The 18,833-nt window shown below is 54.6% G+C and carries 18 protein-coding genes; 17 read left to right on the top strand and 1 reads right to left on the bottom strand.

Annotation, left to right across the window (positions count from 1 at the left end):
• Positions 1-27 precede the first annotated feature (27 nt).
• The 17 genes from VAPA_RS26485 (at position 28) to VAPA_RS26435 (ending at position 18,353) form a co-directional block, all read left to right on the top strand.
• Entirely contained in the window at positions 28-831 is an 804-nt protein-coding gene (locus VAPA_RS26485) for a 3',5'-cyclic-nucleotide phosphodiesterase (protein WP_021013070.1), read from the top strand.
• Between the two features lie 204 nt (positions 832-1,035).
• The gene (locus tag VAPA_RS26480; RefSeq protein ID WP_021013069.1) at positions 1,036-1,497 is read left to right on the top strand and encodes a pilin; all 462 of its coding nucleotides are present in this window, start codon (positions 1,036-1,038) and stop codon (positions 1,495-1,497) included.
• 297 nt (positions 1,498-1,794) lie between these two features.
• The gene (locus VAPA_RS34135; protein WP_155248097.1) at positions 1,795-3,276 is read left to right on the top strand and encodes a PglL family O-oligosaccharyltransferase; all 1,482 of its coding nucleotides are present in this window, start codon (positions 1,795-1,797) and stop codon (positions 3,274-3,276) included.
• A 50-nt stretch (positions 3,277-3,326) separates the two neighbouring features.
• The gene (locus tag VAPA_RS26475) at positions 3,327-5,261 is read left to right on the top strand and encodes a polysaccharide biosynthesis protein (protein WP_021013067.1); all 1,935 of its coding nucleotides are present in this window, start codon (positions 3,327-3,329) and stop codon (positions 5,259-5,261) included.
• Positions 5,254-6,558, top strand: coding sequence for a nucleotide sugar dehydrogenase (locus tag VAPA_RS26470; RefSeq protein WP_021013066.1), 1,305 nt, complete (start codon positions 5,254-5,256; stop codon positions 6,556-6,558). Before VAPA_RS26475 ends, VAPA_RS26470 begins: the two co-directional genes overlap by 8 nt.
• A gap of 7 nt (positions 6,559-6,565) precedes the next feature.
• Positions 6,566-7,513, top strand: coding sequence for a Gfo/Idh/MocA family protein (locus VAPA_RS26465; protein WP_021013065.1), 948 nt, complete (start codon positions 6,566-6,568; stop codon positions 7,511-7,513).
• On the top strand, positions 7,510-8,085 hold the full coding sequence (locus VAPA_RS34130) for an acyltransferase (RefSeq protein ID WP_021013064.1): 576 nt from the start codon (positions 7,510-7,512) through the stop codon (positions 8,083-8,085). Before VAPA_RS26465 ends, VAPA_RS34130 begins: the two co-directional genes overlap by 4 nt.
• 8 nt (positions 8,086-8,093) lie before the next feature.
• Entirely contained in the window at positions 8,094-9,191 is a 1,098-nt protein-coding gene (locus VAPA_RS26460) for a DegT/DnrJ/EryC1/StrS family aminotransferase (RefSeq protein ID WP_041946263.1), read from the top strand.
• A gap of 63 nt (positions 9,192-9,254) precedes the next feature.
• A complete protein-coding gene (locus tag VAPA_RS34125; RefSeq protein WP_021013062.1) occupies positions 9,255-10,709 on the top strand; it encodes a lipopolysaccharide biosynthesis protein in 1,455 nt (484 codons plus the stop codon).
• A gap of 19 nt (positions 10,710-10,728) precedes the next feature.
• On the top strand, positions 10,729-11,403 hold the full coding sequence (locus VAPA_RS34120) for a class I SAM-dependent methyltransferase (protein ID WP_021013061.1): 675 nt from the start codon (positions 10,729-10,731) through the stop codon (positions 11,401-11,403).
• Positions 11,404-11,747: 344 nt separating this feature from the next.
• Positions 11,748-12,758 (top strand): glycosyltransferase, encoded by a 1,011-nt coding sequence (locus tag VAPA_RS34115; RefSeq protein WP_196232533.1) that lies wholly within the window; start codon positions 11,748-11,750, stop codon positions 12,756-12,758.
• Positions 12,745-13,434, top strand: coding sequence for a class I SAM-dependent methyltransferase (locus VAPA_RS34110; RefSeq protein WP_021013059.1), 690 nt, complete (start codon positions 12,745-12,747; stop codon positions 13,432-13,434). Before VAPA_RS34115 ends, VAPA_RS34110 begins: the two co-directional genes overlap by 14 nt.
• The gene (locus VAPA_RS34105) at positions 13,362-14,528 is read left to right on the top strand and encodes a glycosyltransferase (protein WP_329604092.1); all 1,167 of its coding nucleotides are present in this window, start codon (positions 13,362-13,364) and stop codon (positions 14,526-14,528) included. The genes VAPA_RS34110 and VAPA_RS34105 overlap by 73 nt, the downstream gene beginning before the upstream one ends.
• A gap of 151 nt (positions 14,529-14,679) precedes the next feature.
• Positions 14,680-15,864 carry a glycosyltransferase family 4 protein gene (locus VAPA_RS26450; protein WP_329604091.1) on the top strand — a complete coding sequence of 395 codons (1,185 nt, stop codon included), beginning with the start codon at positions 14,680-14,682 and terminating at the stop codon, positions 15,862-15,864.
• 128 nt (positions 15,865-15,992) lie between these two features.
• Entirely contained in the window at positions 15,993-16,571 is a 579-nt protein-coding gene (locus VAPA_RS26445; protein ID WP_230558936.1) for a class I SAM-dependent methyltransferase, read from the top strand.
• A gap of 12 nt (positions 16,572-16,583) precedes the next feature.
• Positions 16,584-17,747: a DegT/DnrJ/EryC1/StrS family aminotransferase gene (locus VAPA_RS26440; protein ID WP_021013055.1), complete on the top strand. Its 1,164-nt coding sequence runs from the start codon at positions 16,584-16,586 to the stop codon at positions 17,745-17,747.
• Positions 17,748-17,756: 9 nt separating this feature from the next.
• Entirely contained in the window at positions 17,757-18,353 is a 597-nt protein-coding gene (locus VAPA_RS26435) for a sugar transferase (protein ID WP_021013054.1), read from the top strand.
• Positions 18,354-18,499: 146 nt separating this feature from the next.
• On the opposite strand, the gene VAPA_RS34940 is transcribed toward VAPA_RS26435, so the two are convergent.
• The gene (locus VAPA_RS34940; RefSeq protein ID WP_021013053.1) at positions 18,500-18,757 is read right to left on the bottom strand and encodes an energy transducer TonB; all 258 of its coding nucleotides are present in this window, start codon (positions 18,755-18,757) and stop codon (positions 18,500-18,502) included.
• Positions 18,758-18,833 lie beyond the last annotated feature (76 nt).

The raw sequence follows: 18,833 nt of genomic DNA, 5'->3' as shown, positions 1-18,833 counted from the left end.
GAAGACACAAGCAGAGGGTCTCTCACAATGCAGGTTCGCGTGCTGGGTTGCTCGGGCGCCATTGCCAAGGACTGCCGGACCACCTCGTTCCTGATCGACACCGACCTGCTCGTCGATGCGGGCACCGGCGTGGGCGACCTCACCCTCGAGGAAATGGCCAGCATCGACGACGTGGTGCTCACCCACAGCCACCTCGACCACATCGCCGCGCTCCCCCTCATGCTCGACGCCGTGGGCGGCCGCCGCACCCGCTCGCTGCGCGTGCATGCGCTGCGCGCCACCATCGAGGCGCTGCGCGCCCATGTGTTCAACAACGTCATCTGGCCCGACTTCGAGAGCATTCCCAGCCCCGAGGCGCCCTTCGTGAGCTTTCACGACATTGCGGTGGGCCAGGTGCTGCAGCTGGGCACCGCCGCCCCCAAGCGCATCGAGGTGCTGCCGGCCGTGCATACCGTGCCCGCCTGCGGCTTTGCCGTGAGCCGCGCCGAAGGCGGCGCCAACTGGGTCTTCACCGGCGACACCGAGCGCAACACCCCCTTCTGGGACCGCCTCAACGCCCTCGACGTGGCCATGCTCGTCATCGAGACCGCCTTCAGCAACCAGGAGCACGCCCTGGCGGAACGCAGCCTGCACCTGTCGCCCGGGGCGCTGGCCGACGAACTGGCGCATATCGATCCGGGCAAGAAGTTTCCGATCTACATCACCCACACCAAGCCTGCGGAAACCGAGGAGATCATGTGGCAGATCGAGCACCTGGCCGGGCACCAGGTGGCGGGGCTGGCGCAGCGGGATATTCGGTGGCTGAAGGCGGATGGGGTGCTGACTTTTTGAGTCGGTGGGCGCTGGAGTAGTGACAAATTTGTCACGACTCGTGGCATTTAGAAGCCAATTGTGTCGCTCAATGTAACTAGGATGAATGGAAAGTGCTCAGTTCCGGCGGCGTGGGGCCTCGAAACGGGGTGGCACAGATGCTGCGGAAGCTACTGCGCTCCGGGCTTGGTTCCCGGGCTCTACCAACCAACTTGGAGTTTTTGAATGAACCGTCGTTTGATTGCGCGTAACGTGCAAAAGGGTTTCACCCTTATCGAATTGATGATCGTTGTGGCGATCATTGGTATTTTGGCTGCTGTAGCTCTGCCCGCCTATCAAGACTATACCGTTCGTGCACGCGTTACCGAAGCACTGGTGATTGCATCTGGCGCCAAGGCAAACATCGCTGAAAATGCCGCCAATGGCGCGTCGCTCGATGCTGGCGTTGAGCCGATCGCTGCTGCTTCTGGCCTGAAAAACCTTTCGACGATGTCCACGGCAACGGCTAGTGGCGTGATCACTTTGGTGACCACTGCTGCCGCAAAGAGCTTGACTCTCACCCTCACTCCAACGTCGAACGGCGCGGCGTTAGTTAACGGCACATTGCCGGCCGGCCCGATTAAATGGACCTGCACGGTCACGGGGCAGGCGAATAACAAATACGTGCCGACCGAGTGCCGTATCTAAGCAAGCGGACCCGTGTAAAAAAGCCCCGAAAGGGGCTTTTTTGTTTGGTGAAAACAGGTGCAACACTTATTCTCGAAGATCTCGCTGGCTCCTTGTTGGACATTTCTAGGGGCTGCGCTACTCTCTTTTTGTTGGCTTCTTCCCAACCACACCCAACCTTGGACATCTTTTCATTCAGATGCCTGGGCCGCGAGCGTATGGGCTGTTGTCGCCTGCGTCGTTCTAAGCCGAGCACCACGTACTTTTAAATGGCATGGACTGCCTGCCTTCGTAGCCTTGATAACGATAGTTCCTGCATTGCAATTCTTTGTTGGTCTCTTGCCGTTCTCCGGCCAAGCTTGGATATCAACTACATATTTAATAGGTTTCTTGTCGGCACTATGGCTTGGTCAGCAATGGTATGTGTGGCAGCCGGTTCGGCTCGGAAATTTTTTATTCTTGGCAATTGGTATTGGTGCAACATTGTCAGTTGGATTGCAGCTCCAGCAATGGTTAGGGGTGGCGCGAGATGGCACCTTGGATGTCTGGGTAGCCAGCGACTCGGTCGGTGCGCGTCCATTTGCAAACATGGGGCAAGCAAACCAGCTCGCAACCCTGCTGCTTTGGGGGCTGCTTGCTTGCGGTTGGGCTCGATGGCAGAGATACATCAGATCTTCCATCGCGATTCTATTGGCTGTATTTCTGCTTTTCGGCTTGTCGCTAACTCAATCTCGCAGCGGCGCCTTAGGGGTGTTGGCAATGGTCATTGCCACTTGGCTGTGGCGCGGGCTATGGTGTGAGAAGAGAAAAATCGTTCCCGTTATGGTAACTGCATTGGCGGGTTTCTATGCGCTGTTCTTGTTGCTGATTCCGCTTCTAAGTCAAGAGTTAATGTTTGATGCTCCTGCGGCCCTAATGGATAGGGCTAATGGCGAGCTTAGACCAAAATTGTGGCTGCTACTTTTGGATGCGATCCAACATCATCCTCTTTCAGGCTATGGATGGAATGAAGTCGTTCGTGCGCAATTGCTAGTCGCCAACTCGCACCCTGTGCTCGGATATCCATTTTTTCAATCTCACAATTTATTTTTTGATTTTTTGATTTGGACGGGAATCCCAGTGGGGGTGTCAATAAGTGTCGTAATATTGGCTTGGGTCGAAATTGCGGCGCGACGTATAAGCGAGCCTCCGCAACTGTTCTATTTCCTGATGATTCTCGTAGTTGGTATCCATGCATTCTTCGAATTGCCACTTCACTACGCATATTTTCTACTGCCGGTGGGCGTGGCGATGGGGGCATTGAACGGGGGGCTGAGAATATGGGAGCTGAAACTGCCCGTGATCCTAGGAAAATTTCCAGTTGCGGTTGCCTTGGTGTTGGGCGTTGGATTGCTCGCTATAGTCATAAGGGATTATTTCGAGATCGAAGAAACGCATCTGTCAATGAGGCTTGAGCGATCAGGCATCGTGAATGCAAGAGGTCCGCGGTTGCCAGACGTCTGGATTTTGAATCAACTAATGGAGACTCAACGATTCATTAGATTCGAACCCTCTGTTGGTGCATCGATGGAGCAATTGAAGTGGGCTGAAGATATGGTGGCTCTTGTCCCAAGTCCGCGTGGATTCATAAAGGTTGCGATATTGTTTGGAATTAATCAAAGGCCGGAAGAATCAAAAAACTGGTTGCGACGAATGTGTCGAGTTGTCTCTCGGGAACAGTGTGCTGCCGGACCGGAAAAATGGTCGAGCGAGAAAAATAATTATCCCCAATTAAAAAATATTGACTGGCCTGTCCCATAGCGCACGCCGCTAAGCGAATTTCGAGAAAGCCAAGATCGCTACGAGCAGAGGTGAAGTTGAATTTTACTGAAATTCTTAGTTGGCCTCGCTCCAAAAAGCGGGCTACAGTAGTCTTGCTGGATATATTTCTGGCGCTCCTTTCCATGTGGCTGGCCTTTACTCTGCGGCTGGACGTTCTTCATCTGCCAATTGGAGTCGAATGGATTGCCTATATAATCTCGCCAATGCTTGCAGTGCCAATTTTTATAAAATTTGGCTTATACCGTGCAATTTTCCGTTATACGGGGATGGCTGCTATCCTTGCCACCAGTAGGGCAGTGGGAGTTTATGGATTGGCACTTGCGCCATGTATTTGGACGCTGTTTTATTGGGAGGGTCTTCCGCGAAGCTTAATTGTTCTGCAACCACTTGTTTTCCTGTTGCTTGTCAGTGCGAGTCGAGCACTTGGCTGGCAGTGGTTGCAAGGTGTCAATAAAAACCCGAGCAATGGTTTATTGATTTATGGAGCAGGTACGGCGGGGGCGCAAACCGCAGCCGCCTTAGTGGGGGCGCAACAGTACGTCTTGATCGGCTTTATCGACGATGACCCTGCTAAGCATGGGAGGACTATCAACGGAGTGCCAGTTTTTCCCTCGGCTAAGGTCGGGCGTGTTGTCGAGGAAAATTCCATCAGCGATATTCTTTTGGCGCTTCCTAGCGCAAGTCGTCAGAGGCGTAATCAGATTATTGGGCAACTGCAAGCACTGCCGGTTCGTATTCGTTCCTTGCCTGGTCTTGCAGATCTCGCAAGTGGGCGTGTGTCTGTAGATGATTTTCGCGATTTGGATATCGAGGACTTGCTGGGGCGGGAGCCTGTCCCCACAGATATAGAAGGAGCGCGGATTTTTAGTCTTTCAGGTCGCGTAGTACTTGTAACCGGCGCGGGTGGCAGTATCGGCGGAGAACTCTGTCGACAGATATCTCTTTCCAATCCGAGCAAACTCTTACTCGTCGACCATAGTGAATATGCGCTTTATCGCATTCATCAAGAGCTGTCTAACTCAAACCTCCAAAAGGACGGGGTAATCAAGATTTTGCCGTTGTTGGCCAATGTTTGCAATTTTGAGCGCATGGACGCTATATGTCGCATACATAAACCATCTGTTGTCTATCACGCCGCAGCTTATAAACACGTACCACTGGTCGAAGCTAACGGGAGTGAAGGTGTGATCAATAACGTCCTCGGGACTTTGAATATGGCGCATGCCGCCATTAATTCAAAAGTCGAGCGTTTCGTTCTGATATCCACCGATAAGGCAGTCCGTCCGACCAATGTGATGGGCGCCAGCAAGCGTATTGCAGAAATGGTTCTGCAGTCAATCGCCGACACGGGTGGCCACCCTTTCCATGAACTAACCAAAAGTCAGCCCGTTGTTGCGGGGAAGCGCTGTAATACATGTTTCTCGATGGTTCGTTTCGGTAACGTGCTGGGCTCGAGCGGCAGTGTTGTTCCTCTTTTCCGACACCAGATTTCTGAGGGCGGACCCATCACGGTTACGCATCCGGACGTCACACGTTACTTTATGACCATTTCGGAAGCCGTTCAGTTGGTCCTTCACGCAGGGGCGATGGCCGAAGGGGGTGATCTCTTTGTACTTGATATGGGCGAACCGGTCAAAATTCTGGACTTGGCTGCTCGAATGATTGCGCTGTCTGGACGCACGATACGCAATGCCGCCCGTCCAACCGGCGATATTGCTATTGCGTTCACCGGCTTGCGTCCGGGTGAGAAGCTGTATGAGGAACTGCTAATCGGAGAAAATCCACTGCCCACTCGACATCCTCGAATCATCCGCGCCCGGGAGGATTTCATGAAGTGGCCTGTCCTTAGCCAGCACTTGCAGGAGCTGCTGAGTGTGGCCCGAGACGGGAACGTTGAAATGATGAAAGATGCCTTGTGTACTCTGGTGCCCGGCTATGCCCCCGAGGGAGTTTCAATTGAATAGCGCGAGCTCAGCCGAAATCAAATTGGCGATCATTGGCCTGGGGTACGTCGGCCTCCCGCTCGCCGTTGCATTCGGTAAATTGATGCCTGTTCTCGGTTTCGATGTGGACACTCGTCGTATCGAGGATCTCCGGGTCGGCTATGACAGGACGCTCGAAACCGAGGCCTCAGACCTCAGTGCGGCGAAACTTTTCACGCCGACCTCGGATGTTGCTGATCTTTTTGGGTGCAATGTCTTCATTGTTGCGGTGCCCACTCCGGTCGATAGCGCCAACCGACCCGACTTGGGCCCGCTGCTGAGCGCCAGCGAGACAGTTGCGAGCGTCATGCCGTCGGGTGCGATCGTCATCTACGAATCGACCGTGTATCCGGGCGCGACCGAGGAAGTTTGCGTGCCGGTGCTTGAAAAAGTTTCGAACAAAGTCTTCAATCGCGATTTCTTCTGTGGCTACAGCCCCGAGCGCGTAAACCCGGGGGACAAGGTCAACACGCTGACTAAGATCAGAAAAATCACGAGCGGGAGCACTCCAGAGATTGCCGACATTGTCGATCGCCTCTACAGCCGTATCGTCACTGCGGGGACTTACAAGGCTGGCAGTCTCAAAGTTGCCGAAGCTGCAAAGGTCATCGAAAACACGCAGCGCGACTTGAACATTGCGCTGATGAATGAACTCTCCGTACTCTTTGAGCGGCTCGGCATCGACACCCTCGAAGTGCTCGAAGCCGCAGGCAGCAAATGGAACTTCCTGCCATTCCGTCCAGGCTTGGTCGGCGGCCACTGCATTGGCGTAGATCCCTACTACCTCACATACAAAGCGGAGCAGGTCGGCTACATCCCTCAAATCATTTTGGCGGGCAGACGTATCAACGACAACATGGCGCGTTATGCGGCCCGCAATACCATCAAGCTGATGCTGCAGGCGGGTATGGATGTAGCGCGCTGCAAGATTGGCGTGATGGGCATCACTTTTAAGGAAAACTGTCCCGACATTCGAAACAGCAAGGTTGTCGACTTGATACGCGAACTCCAAGCATGGGGCGCGCAAGTTGTCGTGGCCGATCCGTGGGCCAACGCAGAGGAGGTGCAAGCTGAATACAGCTTGAAACTCGATGTCATCGACGAGCACAACCCCGTCGATGCCTTGGTGGTTGCGGTGGGGCACGCTGAATATCGGGAGCTTTCGCCCCAGCTCTTGCGCCGCTATTGTCGGCACGATGCACCGGTACTGACCGACGTCAAATCGCTTTATGACCGACACGAGGCCGCACGCGCAGGCTTCATTGTGTTCAGGCTTTGAGGACTACATGAAAAGGAACTTCGCACTGATTGGCGCTGCGGGCTACATCGCGCCGCGACATATGCACGCGATCAAAGAAACGGGTAACACCCTCGCTGTTGCTTATGACATCAACGACTCGGTTGGCATCATCGACAGTCTCGCGCCTGATGCGGCATTCTTCACGGATTTCGAATCGTTCTATGAGTATGCCCATTGCTTGCGGCGTAGGCAGGCGACGGCGCTGGACTACGTCTCGATCTGCTCTCCAAACCACCTGCACCATCCGCACATCGCAGCGGGATTGAGGTTGGGATGTGACGTAATTTGCGAAAAACCACTGGTGCCGACGCCTAGCCTGCTCGATGAACTCTCGCTCGTCGAAAGCGAAACAGGGAAAAGCGTGTTTACAGTCCTTCAACTGCGCCACCATCAGGCCATCTTAAAGCTGCGCGACAAGGTTGCGAGCGCGCGGCCCGATACCAAATTTGACGTGGACCTTAGCTACATCACCTCTCGTGGAAAATGGTATGCCGCTAGTTGGAAGGGAGATCCACGCAAATCATTCGGTGTGGCCACAAATATCGGTGTGCACTTCTTCGACATGCTGCATTTCATCTTTGGGAAGCAGCAAGCCAGCGTGGTGCATTACAACGCTGAGCACAAGGCAGCCGGGTTTCTGGAATATGAGCGAGCGAGGGTGCGATGGTTTCTTTCCATTGACGCCAGTGATCTACCAGTGGAAGTCAAAGGCAAGACCACTTATAGATCCATCACGGTGGACGGCGAAGAACTGGAGTTTTCCGAAGGGTTCACGGACCTTCATACCATGAGCTACGTCGAGATCCTGGCGGGACGGGGATACGGGCTTGCCGATGCGAGGCAAGCGGTCGAAGCAGTAAATGCTATTCGCAACTCCAGGCCAAATCCGTCGCATGCAGAAAGACATCCTTTCACACAGAGGTTGCTCGCGTGAACTTGATCCATGCGACGGCCATCGTCGACGCTGGAGCGCAAATCGGGACGGGGACCCGCGTCTGGCATTGGGTGCACATCAGTGCAAGTGCAGTAATCGGAGATGATTGTTCGCTGGGACAGAGCGTCTATGTAGGCAACGATGTACATATTGGCCGCAACGTCAAGATCCAGAACAACGTCAGCGTATATGACGGAGTGACCCTGGAAGACGAGGTGTTCTGCGGTCCGAGTATGGTGTTCACGAACGTCTACAACCCTCGTTCAGGAGTGAGTCGCAAGAGCGAATATCGAAAGACGCTGGTGCGACGAGGTGCGACGCTCGGAGCGAACTGCACCATTGTCTGTGGGGTGACTATCGGCTGCTATGCATTCATCGGTGCTGGCGCTGTCGTGAACCGCAACGTGCCTGACTTTGCGTTGATGCTCGGCGTGCCTGCGCGGCCAGCAGGGTGGATGAGTCGTCACGGTGAGCGATTGAAATTCGTCGGTAGCACTGCAACCTGCGCCACTACCGGGGAGAAATACATGTTACGTGAGGGCTTGTGCGTACTGGTCGAGGCTTCACAATGAGAGAGAAGATGGAGTTTGTGGACCTCAAGGCTCAGTACAAGGCACTGAAAGTTCAGATCGACGAGCGTATTCAGCGCGTCCTCGATCATGGGCAATACATCATGGGCCCCGAGGTTGCCGAACTGGAGGGCAGGCTTACCGCGTTCACCGGTGCCAAGCATTGCATTACCGTGGCCAGCGGAACCGAGGCGCTCTTGATCTCGTTGATGGCATTGGGTCTGAAGCCCGGTGATGAGGTGATCACCACGCCATTCACTTTTGCCGCGACTGCCGAGGCAATTGTGCTGTTGGGAGGCAAGCCGGTATTCGTGGATATCGAACCGGACACCTGCAACATTGATGCGCAACTCATCGAAGCAAAGATTACGCGACGTACGCGCGCCATCATGCCGGTGAGCCTTTATGGGCAGTGCGCCGACATGGACGAGATCAATGCCACTGCCGCGCGCCATGGCTTGGCTGTGATCGAAGATGCCGCTCAAAGCTTCGGAGCTAACTACAAGGGGCGTAAGAGCTGCAATCTCAGCACTGTCGGATGTACGAGCTTCTTCCCGAGCAAGCCGCTGGGCTGCTATGGCGACGGAGGAGCAATCTTCACGACCGATGATGGGTTTGCGCAGGCATGCAGGGAAATCCGGGTGCATGGGCAGAGTGCGCGATATGTGCACACTCGAGTCGGTGTTGGTGGGCGAATGGATACGATCCAGTGCGCGGTGGTGCTCGCGAAACTCGAGCGGTTCGAATGGGAACTACAACGTCGTCGCAAATTGGGTGAGCGCTACAACGCCTTGCTTGCCAGCTCGGCCGTTGACTTGTTATCCGTTCGACCCGATCGCGACTGCGTCTGGGGTCAATACACGGTGTTCGTTGAGAAGCGAGCTGAAGTGCAAAGCGCGCTATTCGCGCGCGGTATCCCAACGGTAATCCACTATCCCAATCCGCTTCACACACAGCCGGCATACGCAGAGTATCGAACTGGGGAAGACGACTTTCCACATAGCGTCTCTGCGGGCTTGCGTGTCATGAGCCTTCCGATCAGTGCAGATTTGGATGAGGTAGATCAGCATCGAGTGGCGCAAGCTCTGATCGACGCCTCGTCGCGATGAAAAACTCTCCACGGTCAAAATCTTTTGTGCGCTCGACGCCTTTCGGTTGTGTGCTTGACTGATATGGCTTCGCGGCTGCGAGTCGATACGGCCTTGTACGGGACCGCGGTTCTTACAGATCGATTGATGGGGTTTCTGCTCCTGCCGCTGCTCACTGGTGGGATGAGCCCGTCCGATTACGGAGCTTGGACTCAGACCGCGGTCGCTGCTGGTCTGTTAGTTCCTTTGGTTCTATTTGCGAGCCCAACGGTCGCTGTGCGCTACTTCTCCGGGCAAGCGCTGGCGGCTGCGCGATGGCGGTTTTTCTTGCAGCTTGGTGCATTTGCCCTTTTGCTGCTCGCTGTATGCGTTGTCACGGGGTTTGCATGGCCGGCAATTTGGTCATCAATCGTCTTTGGCGGCCTCGAACATCAAAGCCTTGTACCCGTTCTCTTGACGTTACTAGCGGCTGAGGCGGCTATCGAGTTCAGTATTGGCTGGTTGCGTACGATTGGGCGGATCGGAGTGGTGGCGGCAGCGTTGGTCCTTCGGAGCGTGACACGTTATTTGGTCGTGTTTCTGCTGGTTGATGGTGCTCGGGGGGCGCTGATCAATTGGCTAGGTAGCTACGCGATCGTTCAAATAGTATTAGCGTCGGCGGTGTTGGCCGCGACTGCCTGGATCCTTCGATGCTCGCCTGGCATTGCACCGAAAGTTGCGCGATCACCGAAGCTCGGGGAACTATTGACCTTTGCTGGTCCGCTAACTGTTCTTGCACTGTTCACGTCGCTCAATAGCCTTCTTGATCGCTTCGTTCTGGTTCGATGGCTCGGCTTGGATGGTGTGGCCATTTATGCCGCAGCAGTTTCACTCTGTACAATCCCCGCGGCGTTCTATAGCGTCCTAGGCTTTACTCTTTTTCCAGAACTATCCCGCCAGTGGCATGGCCGGCGTCTCGAGGATGTGTCTAAGCTAGTGACACTGGCACTGCGCGTATTTCTGTTCTTTTGCCTCCCGACTGTCGCTATGCTTTTCGTTGGGGGTAGCTGGGCCCTACAGTTTTTGACGAATGAAGCATATCAGGCACCGCTTGAAGTGTTCCTATTTTTGGGATTGGCGGTCAGTGCATTTGGTATCTATCAAATTCTTCTCTACGTGTTGCTATTGGATGGAAGGAGCCTGCAGATACTATTGCTGGCAATACTAGCTACAGTTATCAACTTGGCATTAAATTACCTTTTGGCCAGTCGCTGGGGAATGTCCGGTGCCGCAGTGGCTGCCGCTACGTCGAATATTGTGATGGTCGTTGTAGCAATACACATTACTCGAAAGATCCTTCCGTGGAGCTTCCCGTGGCCTGATATTTTAGGAATCGGAGCAAGGGCTGCATTGGCTGCGATGCCATTTGCTGTATTTGCATTTTATGCTGTTCTTTCCGATTTTTTTGGCATGATCGCCATCATGCTAGGGGCGGTGTGTTATTTGATCTTTGATTGGGTTCATCCCGCCTCGATAGTACGTAGCATGTTGCGCCGATAAACATTTCTCCACTTATCCAATGATTCGCGACGCCTACGCTGAGCAATTCAATCTGACACGACATGATTACCTCGCCAGCCTCGACATGGTGACTTGGCTTCGGCACTATCACGTAGTGCGCGATCTACTAGCCGCTGCTCCGAAAGCAGTACTAGAGGTGGGGGCCGGCGATGGTGTAGTTCGGCGTTGCGTCCTACCGATGGTGGAGTCTTACACTGTGTTCGATATCAATGCGCGGCTTCAGCCTGACCATGTTGGGGATCTGAAAATCGGAGATCCCGCATTGACGCATCGGTTCGACGCGGTGGTCGCAACAGAGGTCATGGAGCATCTCCCATTTTCCGATTTTCCCGCTTGTCTCGCCAATCTTCATGCTTGGCTCCAACGCGGTGGCAGAGCTTTCGTATCTTTACCGCACAGAAAAAGTAGCTTCGCCGTCCTGACGCCTCGACAAAAATTTCGAACGTGGCGGTTCCCCAATGGGCTATTGAGCCTGAGCGAGGCATACAACCGGTTTATTCGTCGGCGCATCTGGATCGATCCGCATCATTGCTGGGAGATTGGTGACGGCCGTGTGAAATTTTTGGATGTGGAGCGATGTTTCGTCGAGGCCGGCTTCAGGCCTTTGAAATGTCTGGCTTTGCCCTATTGTGACTATTGGGTTCTGGCTAAAGCCGAAGAGGCATCCATGTGATGGAGCATCCGGATCTTCATGTTTTAATGCTCGCATATTTTTATCCGCCGTTGGGCGGGGCTGGTGTTCAGCGTTCTCTTAAATTCAGCAAATACCTTCCCCAGTTCGGGTGCTATCCTAGCGTTATCAGCAGTGAAAGTGGGGCTTACATTAATGACCCAAGTCTACTTGCTGAAGTGCCATCGAGCAGCACGATAATTCGGTTGCCCCATACGCCTATCGTGACCAAGCTCATGAAATGGAGGCAACGACCTGACAAGGGCGGACGATCGTCCAACCAACCCCTCTCTGGCTCTGCTCCCGCTTCTTCCGGCAGTTGGCGCCAAGCTTGGGGAGACACTGCGTTGAAGACGATTCGCTCTCTTCAATATCCGGATGACAAGGCAGCTTGGGGTAGTCAAGCGAGTCGGGTCGCAATGGAGTTGGTTAGGAAAAACCCTATAGACTTGATTTTTTCAACTTCACCACCAATTTCTGCTCACTTGGCTGCGATGCATGTTGCGCGACGTGCTAATTTGCCATGGGTGGCAGATTTTCGCGACCTTTGGACATCCAATCCAGCATATGACATGCCTGCATGGCGTCGCTCCTTAGATATAAGGCTCGAGAACAAGTTGTTGGCTTCGGCAGATGGCGTCATCACTGTGTCAGAGCATCTGGCGTCTATGCTTCGTATTCGTCGTCCATCTAAGGAGAAGGATACCGTTTTAGCCATAAGCAATGGCTATGACGAGGCCGATTTTTCGCATGCATTGCCATTACCTCGGAAATCAGAGACATTTCGAGTGGTGCATGCTGGCACTTTCTATGGGCATCAATCCCCAGATGAATTTTTGAACGGCGTAGAACGGCTCTTTCAACTTGAGCCGGAGGCACGCAAGCGACTTCGACTTCGATTCGTCGGAAATGTTGGAGCTAGGTTCGAACGGACGTTAAGCGAATTCAAGGCACGTCATCCTCAAGTGCTAGAGCTTACCGGGTACGTTGAACATCCTCGAGCGATTGCCGAGATGTTGGCCGCTGACGCTCTCTTGCTGGTCATCGGAGGAGATGCAAAATTAGCGGAAGGGGTGATGACTGGAAAGTTATTTGAATATCTTCGTGCGGGACGGCCGGTACTGCAGGTTGGTGCAGTTAATGGAGAGGCTGCGCGTCTTCTACAAAATACCGGCGCAGGAATTGCCGTAGCCGCGGACGATGCTGCAGAAATAGCAGCTGTTATTTCGCGCTGGGTGGCCGGCGCTGCGCCTAAGCCCCAACCCGCACGTGCCTCAATTTATGAAAGAAGAGCCCAAACTGCTCGGCTGAGCGAATTTCTGGCCACCGTTCATGAGCGTTTTCATGGACGAAATTGAACGAATTAAAAGCCGTTACGAAGAGCGCGATGCGAGCGCCAGGCTAACCGGTTTCTGGTCGATTAACAATCCAGCAATATTGCATATCGCGCAGGAGCGAGAACGAAGGGTGTTATCCATGCTGAATTCTCATTCGATTGATCTTTCTCCAATGCGCGTGCTTGACGTGGGATGTGGATTTGGTATCGAGTACCCGAACTACTTGCGGTGGGGTGCTAAGGCCGGAAATATATGGGGGGTCGATCTTAGCTTTGCGCGATTGCTGTATGCGCACCAGCGTTTAGGCATGCCAGTAGTGCAAGCATCAGGTGCTCGGCTTCCTTTTCCGGACAGAAGCTTCGATCTGGTCGCGCAGAGCGTGGTGTTCAGTTCCATCGTTGACGAATCCATTCGACGCGCAACCGCAGAGGAAATGGTTCGCGTGGTACGGCCCGGAGGCTACGTTCTTTGGTACGACGCATTTCGATCACGAGCCAGGGATCCACATTTTCGATGTGTGACTCGTAGGGAAATTGCGAATCTCTTCTTGGGTATTGACTGGTCCTTTGCCACGTTGACTAGCGATGTTGGCGTAAGTAATCGAGCACAACGTTGGCTCGGGGGGTGGTCCTTATCTTTAATCGACGCTTCCCGATTGCTGAGAACACACCTGCTCGGACTTGGGAAGAAAAAGTGAAAACGCATCTCTGCTTGATTGGGGATGCCGGAAGTATCCATTTACGGCGCTGGGCTCAAGCGATGGTTCAGCGTGATTTTCGTGTCAGCGTCATAAGTACCTCGGTCGCGTCGATCGAAGGGGCGGAGATCATTGTGCTGCCCCTCCCTCGGCGAGCTTGGGATTGGTTCTTGCGACTGGGTGCTCTGCGACGTGCGGTACGTTCGCTTGCACCAGATATCGTTCATGCGCACTATGTAACTAGCTATGGATTGTGGGGCGCCGCCAGCTCCGGACGGCCCTTGGTACTTACCGCATGGGGCAGTGACATACTTGTTACGCCCCGTCGGAGTCACGCCTTGCGGATTCTGACTGGCTGGATTTTGAGGCAGGCTTCGCTAATTACCGCGGATTCCCGTGATGTTCTAACTGAGATTGGACGGTATCGGCCAAGCGGGTCATTGCACGAGATTTTTTGGGGCGCTGATGTCACGCAGTTCCATCCGAACCCATCAGATCGCCGACCCGGATTTCATGTTGCGAGTATGCGAGCGTGGGAGGCCAACTACCAAATCGATGTAATAGTCGAGGCGTTTTCTAGATTCCTAGCGAAATCTCCACAGTGTGATGCGACGTTACACCTGTTCGGGGGAGGCAGCCAAGAAAATAGTTTGCACTCTTTGGTCGAGAGGCTTGGGATCAGCAAGCACGTCATCTGGCACGGCCTTCTTCCCCCGCACGCCTTAGCGCACGAACTTGCACTTTGTGATGTATCAATATCGGTCCCCCAAAGCGATGCGACATCGGTGTCCTTGTTGGAATCGATGGCCTGTTCGTTGCCGGCGATCGTCTCCGACCTTCCCGCGAACCGGCAGTGGATTGATGCTTCTGGAGGCTATGTCGTGCCGGTAGGTGATGTGGATGCCGTGGCCACATCACTATGCGAGGTTTTTGAGAACCCTGCCGTGCGAGAACAAAAGGGCGCATTCAATCGGAAGAAGATTGAAGAAGTCGGCTCATCGAATCAACAAATGGATCTGATGGCGGTGCTGTATGCCAGTCTTGGTCGGTGTCGAAAAAACGAACGCGTTACATCGGCTTCAGGAAAGCGATGAACTCCTTGAGTTGCAACTCTCGGATGCTGTCTGCATATGTGCAGCGGCGCGAGCTAAGCCAAGCTGATGCTCACTCTACAAGTGTGAGACCGGGGCTGTTGTTGTGAGAATTCTCTTGATCAATCACTATGCTGGCTCCCCTCTGCATGGCATGGAATACAGACCCTACTATCTAGCAAGAGAGTGGGTCAGGGCTGGTCATGAGGTGTGTGTGGTCGCCGCTTCCCATTCGCATGTGCGCAGAGTGCAGCCGCCAGTGGACGAGGGCGCTGTTGAGCAGTTGATTGACGGGATACGCTATTGCTGGCTGCCCACCCCAGCTTACGTGGGAAACGGTGTCAGCCGCCTTCGAAATGTCGGGTCTTTCGTAAGGCAGTTGTGGCGCGATGCCGCCGACTGGGTAACTAAAGTTCGACCTGATGTTGTGATCGCTTCCAGCACATATCCGATGGATTTTTGGGCCGCTCGGCGCATCGCTCGTTGTTGTGGGGCCAAGCTCGTCTACGAGGTGCACGACTTGTGGCCGGCCTCACTGATTGAATTGACCGGCATGTCCGCCTTCCATCCTTTTGCCTTGTTGTGTCAGAAGGCCGAGAACGACGCCTATCGCGACGCCGATGCCGTGGTTTCAATGCTGCCGAAGGTCGCCGAGCACATGCAGGCACACGGGCTAGACCTGCGGCGCCTGCATATTGTGCCGAACGGTATCGCGTTGGATGATTGGCAAGACGAAGGTGGCGAGCTCGAACCAGATTTGGCGGGGCAGTTGCGTGACTTCCAAAAGGCCGGAAAAACCATCGTGGGGTATGCGGGATCTCACGGAATGCCGAATGCGCTAGATACGCTTCTTGATGCAGCTACATTGCTGCGTGACCAGGCGATCGCATTCGTTCTTGTTGGCGATGGCCATGAAAAGCCAAGACTCGCGCGACGTGTCTTTGATGAGGGCCTGTCCAACGTCGCTTTATTTCCACCGATTGGAAAATCGCAGATTCCTTCCTTTCTTAGGAGGCTTGATATCGCCTATATCGGATGGAAGCGTGTATCGATTTATCGATTCGGCATTTCCCCGAATAAGCTCATGGACTACATGATGGCGGGATGTGCCGTCTTGCATTCTGCGGACGCGGGCAACGACCCGGTGGCAGAGGCAGAGTGCGGGCTGACCGTTGCCCCCGAATCGGCTACCGCCGTTGCCGAAGGAGTCAAGGCGCTTGCCGTATGTTCAGTTGAAGAGCGAGCCGCTATGGGAGCGCGCGGGCGGGCTTTCGTCATTTCCCGGCACAGCTATCGAATGTTGGCGCAGCAGTTTATTAATGCGGTTCACTCATCATGATGGATAAGGAGAGTCATGATGAGCTGTTGGGCGTTGTGCAACGCTATGCGCGCCGTCTCAGAGTTGATGGCAGGTACAGCATGCTTAAGTCTGATGTGTGGCATACAGTGCACGAACGACAGCGTGCCATGATTGTCCTGTTTTTAGCAATCGGATGGCTTGATCTGGAGAGAAGGCGACTGATTGAAGTGGGTAGCGGAAGCGGGGGCAACTTGCTCGAGCTCTTGCGCCTGGGTTTTGATCCCTCGAACTTGAGAGGCGTCGAGCTACTGCCTGAGCGCCATGCGCAAGCGCGCCGTTTGTTGCCTGAAGCCATCGCATTGCACCTCGGTGATGCCATGAAGCTCCCGGTCGATGCTGAGTCGCACGACGCCGTGCTGGTGTCGACCGTTTTTTCCTCGATCCTGGATGACGTGTTTCAGCAGCAGCTCGCAGACACTCTGTGGGATTGGGTGAAACCCGGAGGCGGGGTGCTCTGGTACGACTTTACTCTCAACAACCCGCGCAATCCCGATGTACGTGGCGTTCCATTGCACCGCGTGAGAGAGCTGTTTCCCCGTGGCCGCGTGGTGTCCCGGCGCGTTACCCTGGCGCCCCCTATTGCGCGCCGTGTTACACGTGTGCACCCCTCCCTTTACACCTTCTTCAATGCCATTCCGTTGCTGCGTACGCACGTGTTGGCGTGGATCGAGAAACCTTTACATTGACCGACCGCATCCATGCCGCCAGAACTTCCTTTCCTGCCTTTTGCATTGCCCGATACTGGTGAAGAAGAAATCGCAGAGGTTTCCGAGGCCATTCGTTCCGGCTGGATCACAACGGGGCCGAAGGCTAAGCGCTTCGAGCGGGACTTCGGCATGTTCCTTGGAGATACCCAGCTACATTGCATGGCTGTCAATTCTGCAACTGCGGGCCTTCACTTGGCCTTGGAGGCGCTCGGCGTTGGTCCAGGTGACGAAGTCATCACCACAACGCATACCTTTACCGCCACTGCAGAAGTAGTTCGTTATCTCGGTGCCGATGTGGTGCTAGTTGATGTCGACTGGCGCACGCTATGCATCGACGTGCGACAGCTCGAGGCGGCAATCACGACGCGCACTAAGGCAGTCATTCCTGTTCACTATGCCGGGCTCTCCGCGGACATGACTACGTTGATGGCAATTGCGTGTAAGCACGGGCTCAAGGTAGTGGAGGACGCTGCGCATGCACTCCCTACGACATCCGACGGTCGGCTTGTAGGAACACTTGATTCTGATATCACTGTGTTCAGTTTTTATGCCAATAAAACCATCTCTACCGGCGAGGGAGGCATGGTGGTGACTCGGGATACGAGTTTGGCCGAGCGTATCAAAGTCATGCGCCTGCACGGCATCAACAGAGATGCGTTCGATCGCTTCCGCTCGACCAAGCCTGCTTGGTACTACGAGGTGATTGCTCCCGGCTTTAAGTACAACATGACGGACATAGCTGCTGGAATGGGAATTGCGCAGCTCGCAAAGCTGCCGCGCTTCGTTGCGCGTCGGCAGTATCTGGCCGAGCGCTATGGCGAACGACTGGCTTCATTGCCGTTGTTGCTTCCCGCCTTACCTCCGCCCGGTGAAATACACGCATGGCATCTGTACGTCATCCGCCTTACGGAGGACGCGACCATATCGCGTGATGCCCTAATCCAAGCCTTGTCGGACAAGGGCATCGGGACCAGCGTGCACTACATACCGCTTCACCGCCAGCCTTACTGGCGCGATCGCTATGGGCTGAATGCGCAGATGTTTCCCCACTCGGAAGCCGCGTATCAGCGGATGCTCAGCATCCCTCTGTTTACCGCCATGGATGACTCAGACCAAGATCGGGTGATCGCGGCGCTGTACGAGCTATTGAGTTGAATGAAACTGATGGCTAAACGGGCATTCGACATCGGCATGGCACTGATGGCTTTGCTGGTCTTGTCGCCGATCCTCGCTGCCATAGCTATCTGGATCAAACTCGACTCGCCAGGCCCCGCGCTGTTCCGTCAGGAGCGGGTCGGCTTGGGCGGTAGGTGCTTCCAGATTCTCAAGTTCCGCACCATGCGGCAGTGCTCTGAGACGAATGGATCCCTGATCACGGTCGGCGAAGATGCACGTATTACACGAGCCGGGTCGGTCTTGAGGCGATACAAACTGGACGAGCTTCCGCAGTTCTTTAATGTGCTGCGCGGCGAAATGAGCGTGGTTGGCCCTCGGCCCGAGGTGCCGCGTTATGTCGCACTCTATTCATCGGACGTGAAGAGCATTGTCTTGAGTGTTCGGCCTGGCATTACCGATCCGGGATCCTTGGCGTTCAGAGAAGAGTCCTCACTGCTCGCGAAAGCGCCTGATCCGGAATCGCACTACGTAAATGTGGTCGTGCCGATCAAACTCGAGCATAGCATTCAGTACGTGCGTACGAGAAATTTCTGGAGTGACATCCAAATCATTGGAAGAACACTAGCAGCGATTTTTCGCGGATAGAACGAATCGCCATGCAAGCTGGGTCGAACCCGTCAGTCAATCAAATTGCTAGACTGAGAACGCGAATAGACGATCATCCGAGTTCTTGGCGTGCCGCTGGTGCGATCAACGCGCTGGAAGCCCCGCTTGCGAGCGATAGGCGTGCGTTAGGGCATATAGTCGAAAACCACTTCGACCCGCTGGTGCGACTTGACGGCACGGCCATCGACTTCGCCAGGAGAAAACTCCGCGGCCATGAAGGCCTCGCGTGCCACTTGCTCGAAGGCGGGAGGGAGTGTCGGCTCCTCGGCATCCACGCGCTGAACGCGACCTTGTTCGTCAATGAAGAGCGACAGAATGCCGACCAGCCGGGCGCTCACTATTTCACCGGGCGGAGGTTCGAGGACGATGGTCGTCTTGGGCATAGGCGGCATTGATAGCCTCTTGCGTGGCAAGTAGCTGTCGCTTTCAACCTCGACCATGACTGCGGGAGGAAGCGCG

The sequence above is a fragment of the Variovorax paradoxus B4 genome (genome assembly GCF_000463015.1).
GTDB lineage: Bacteria > Pseudomonadota > Gammaproteobacteria > Burkholderiales > Burkholderiaceae_C > Variovorax > Variovorax paradoxus_E.
This window is presented reverse-complemented; position numbering and strand designations above follow the sequence as displayed.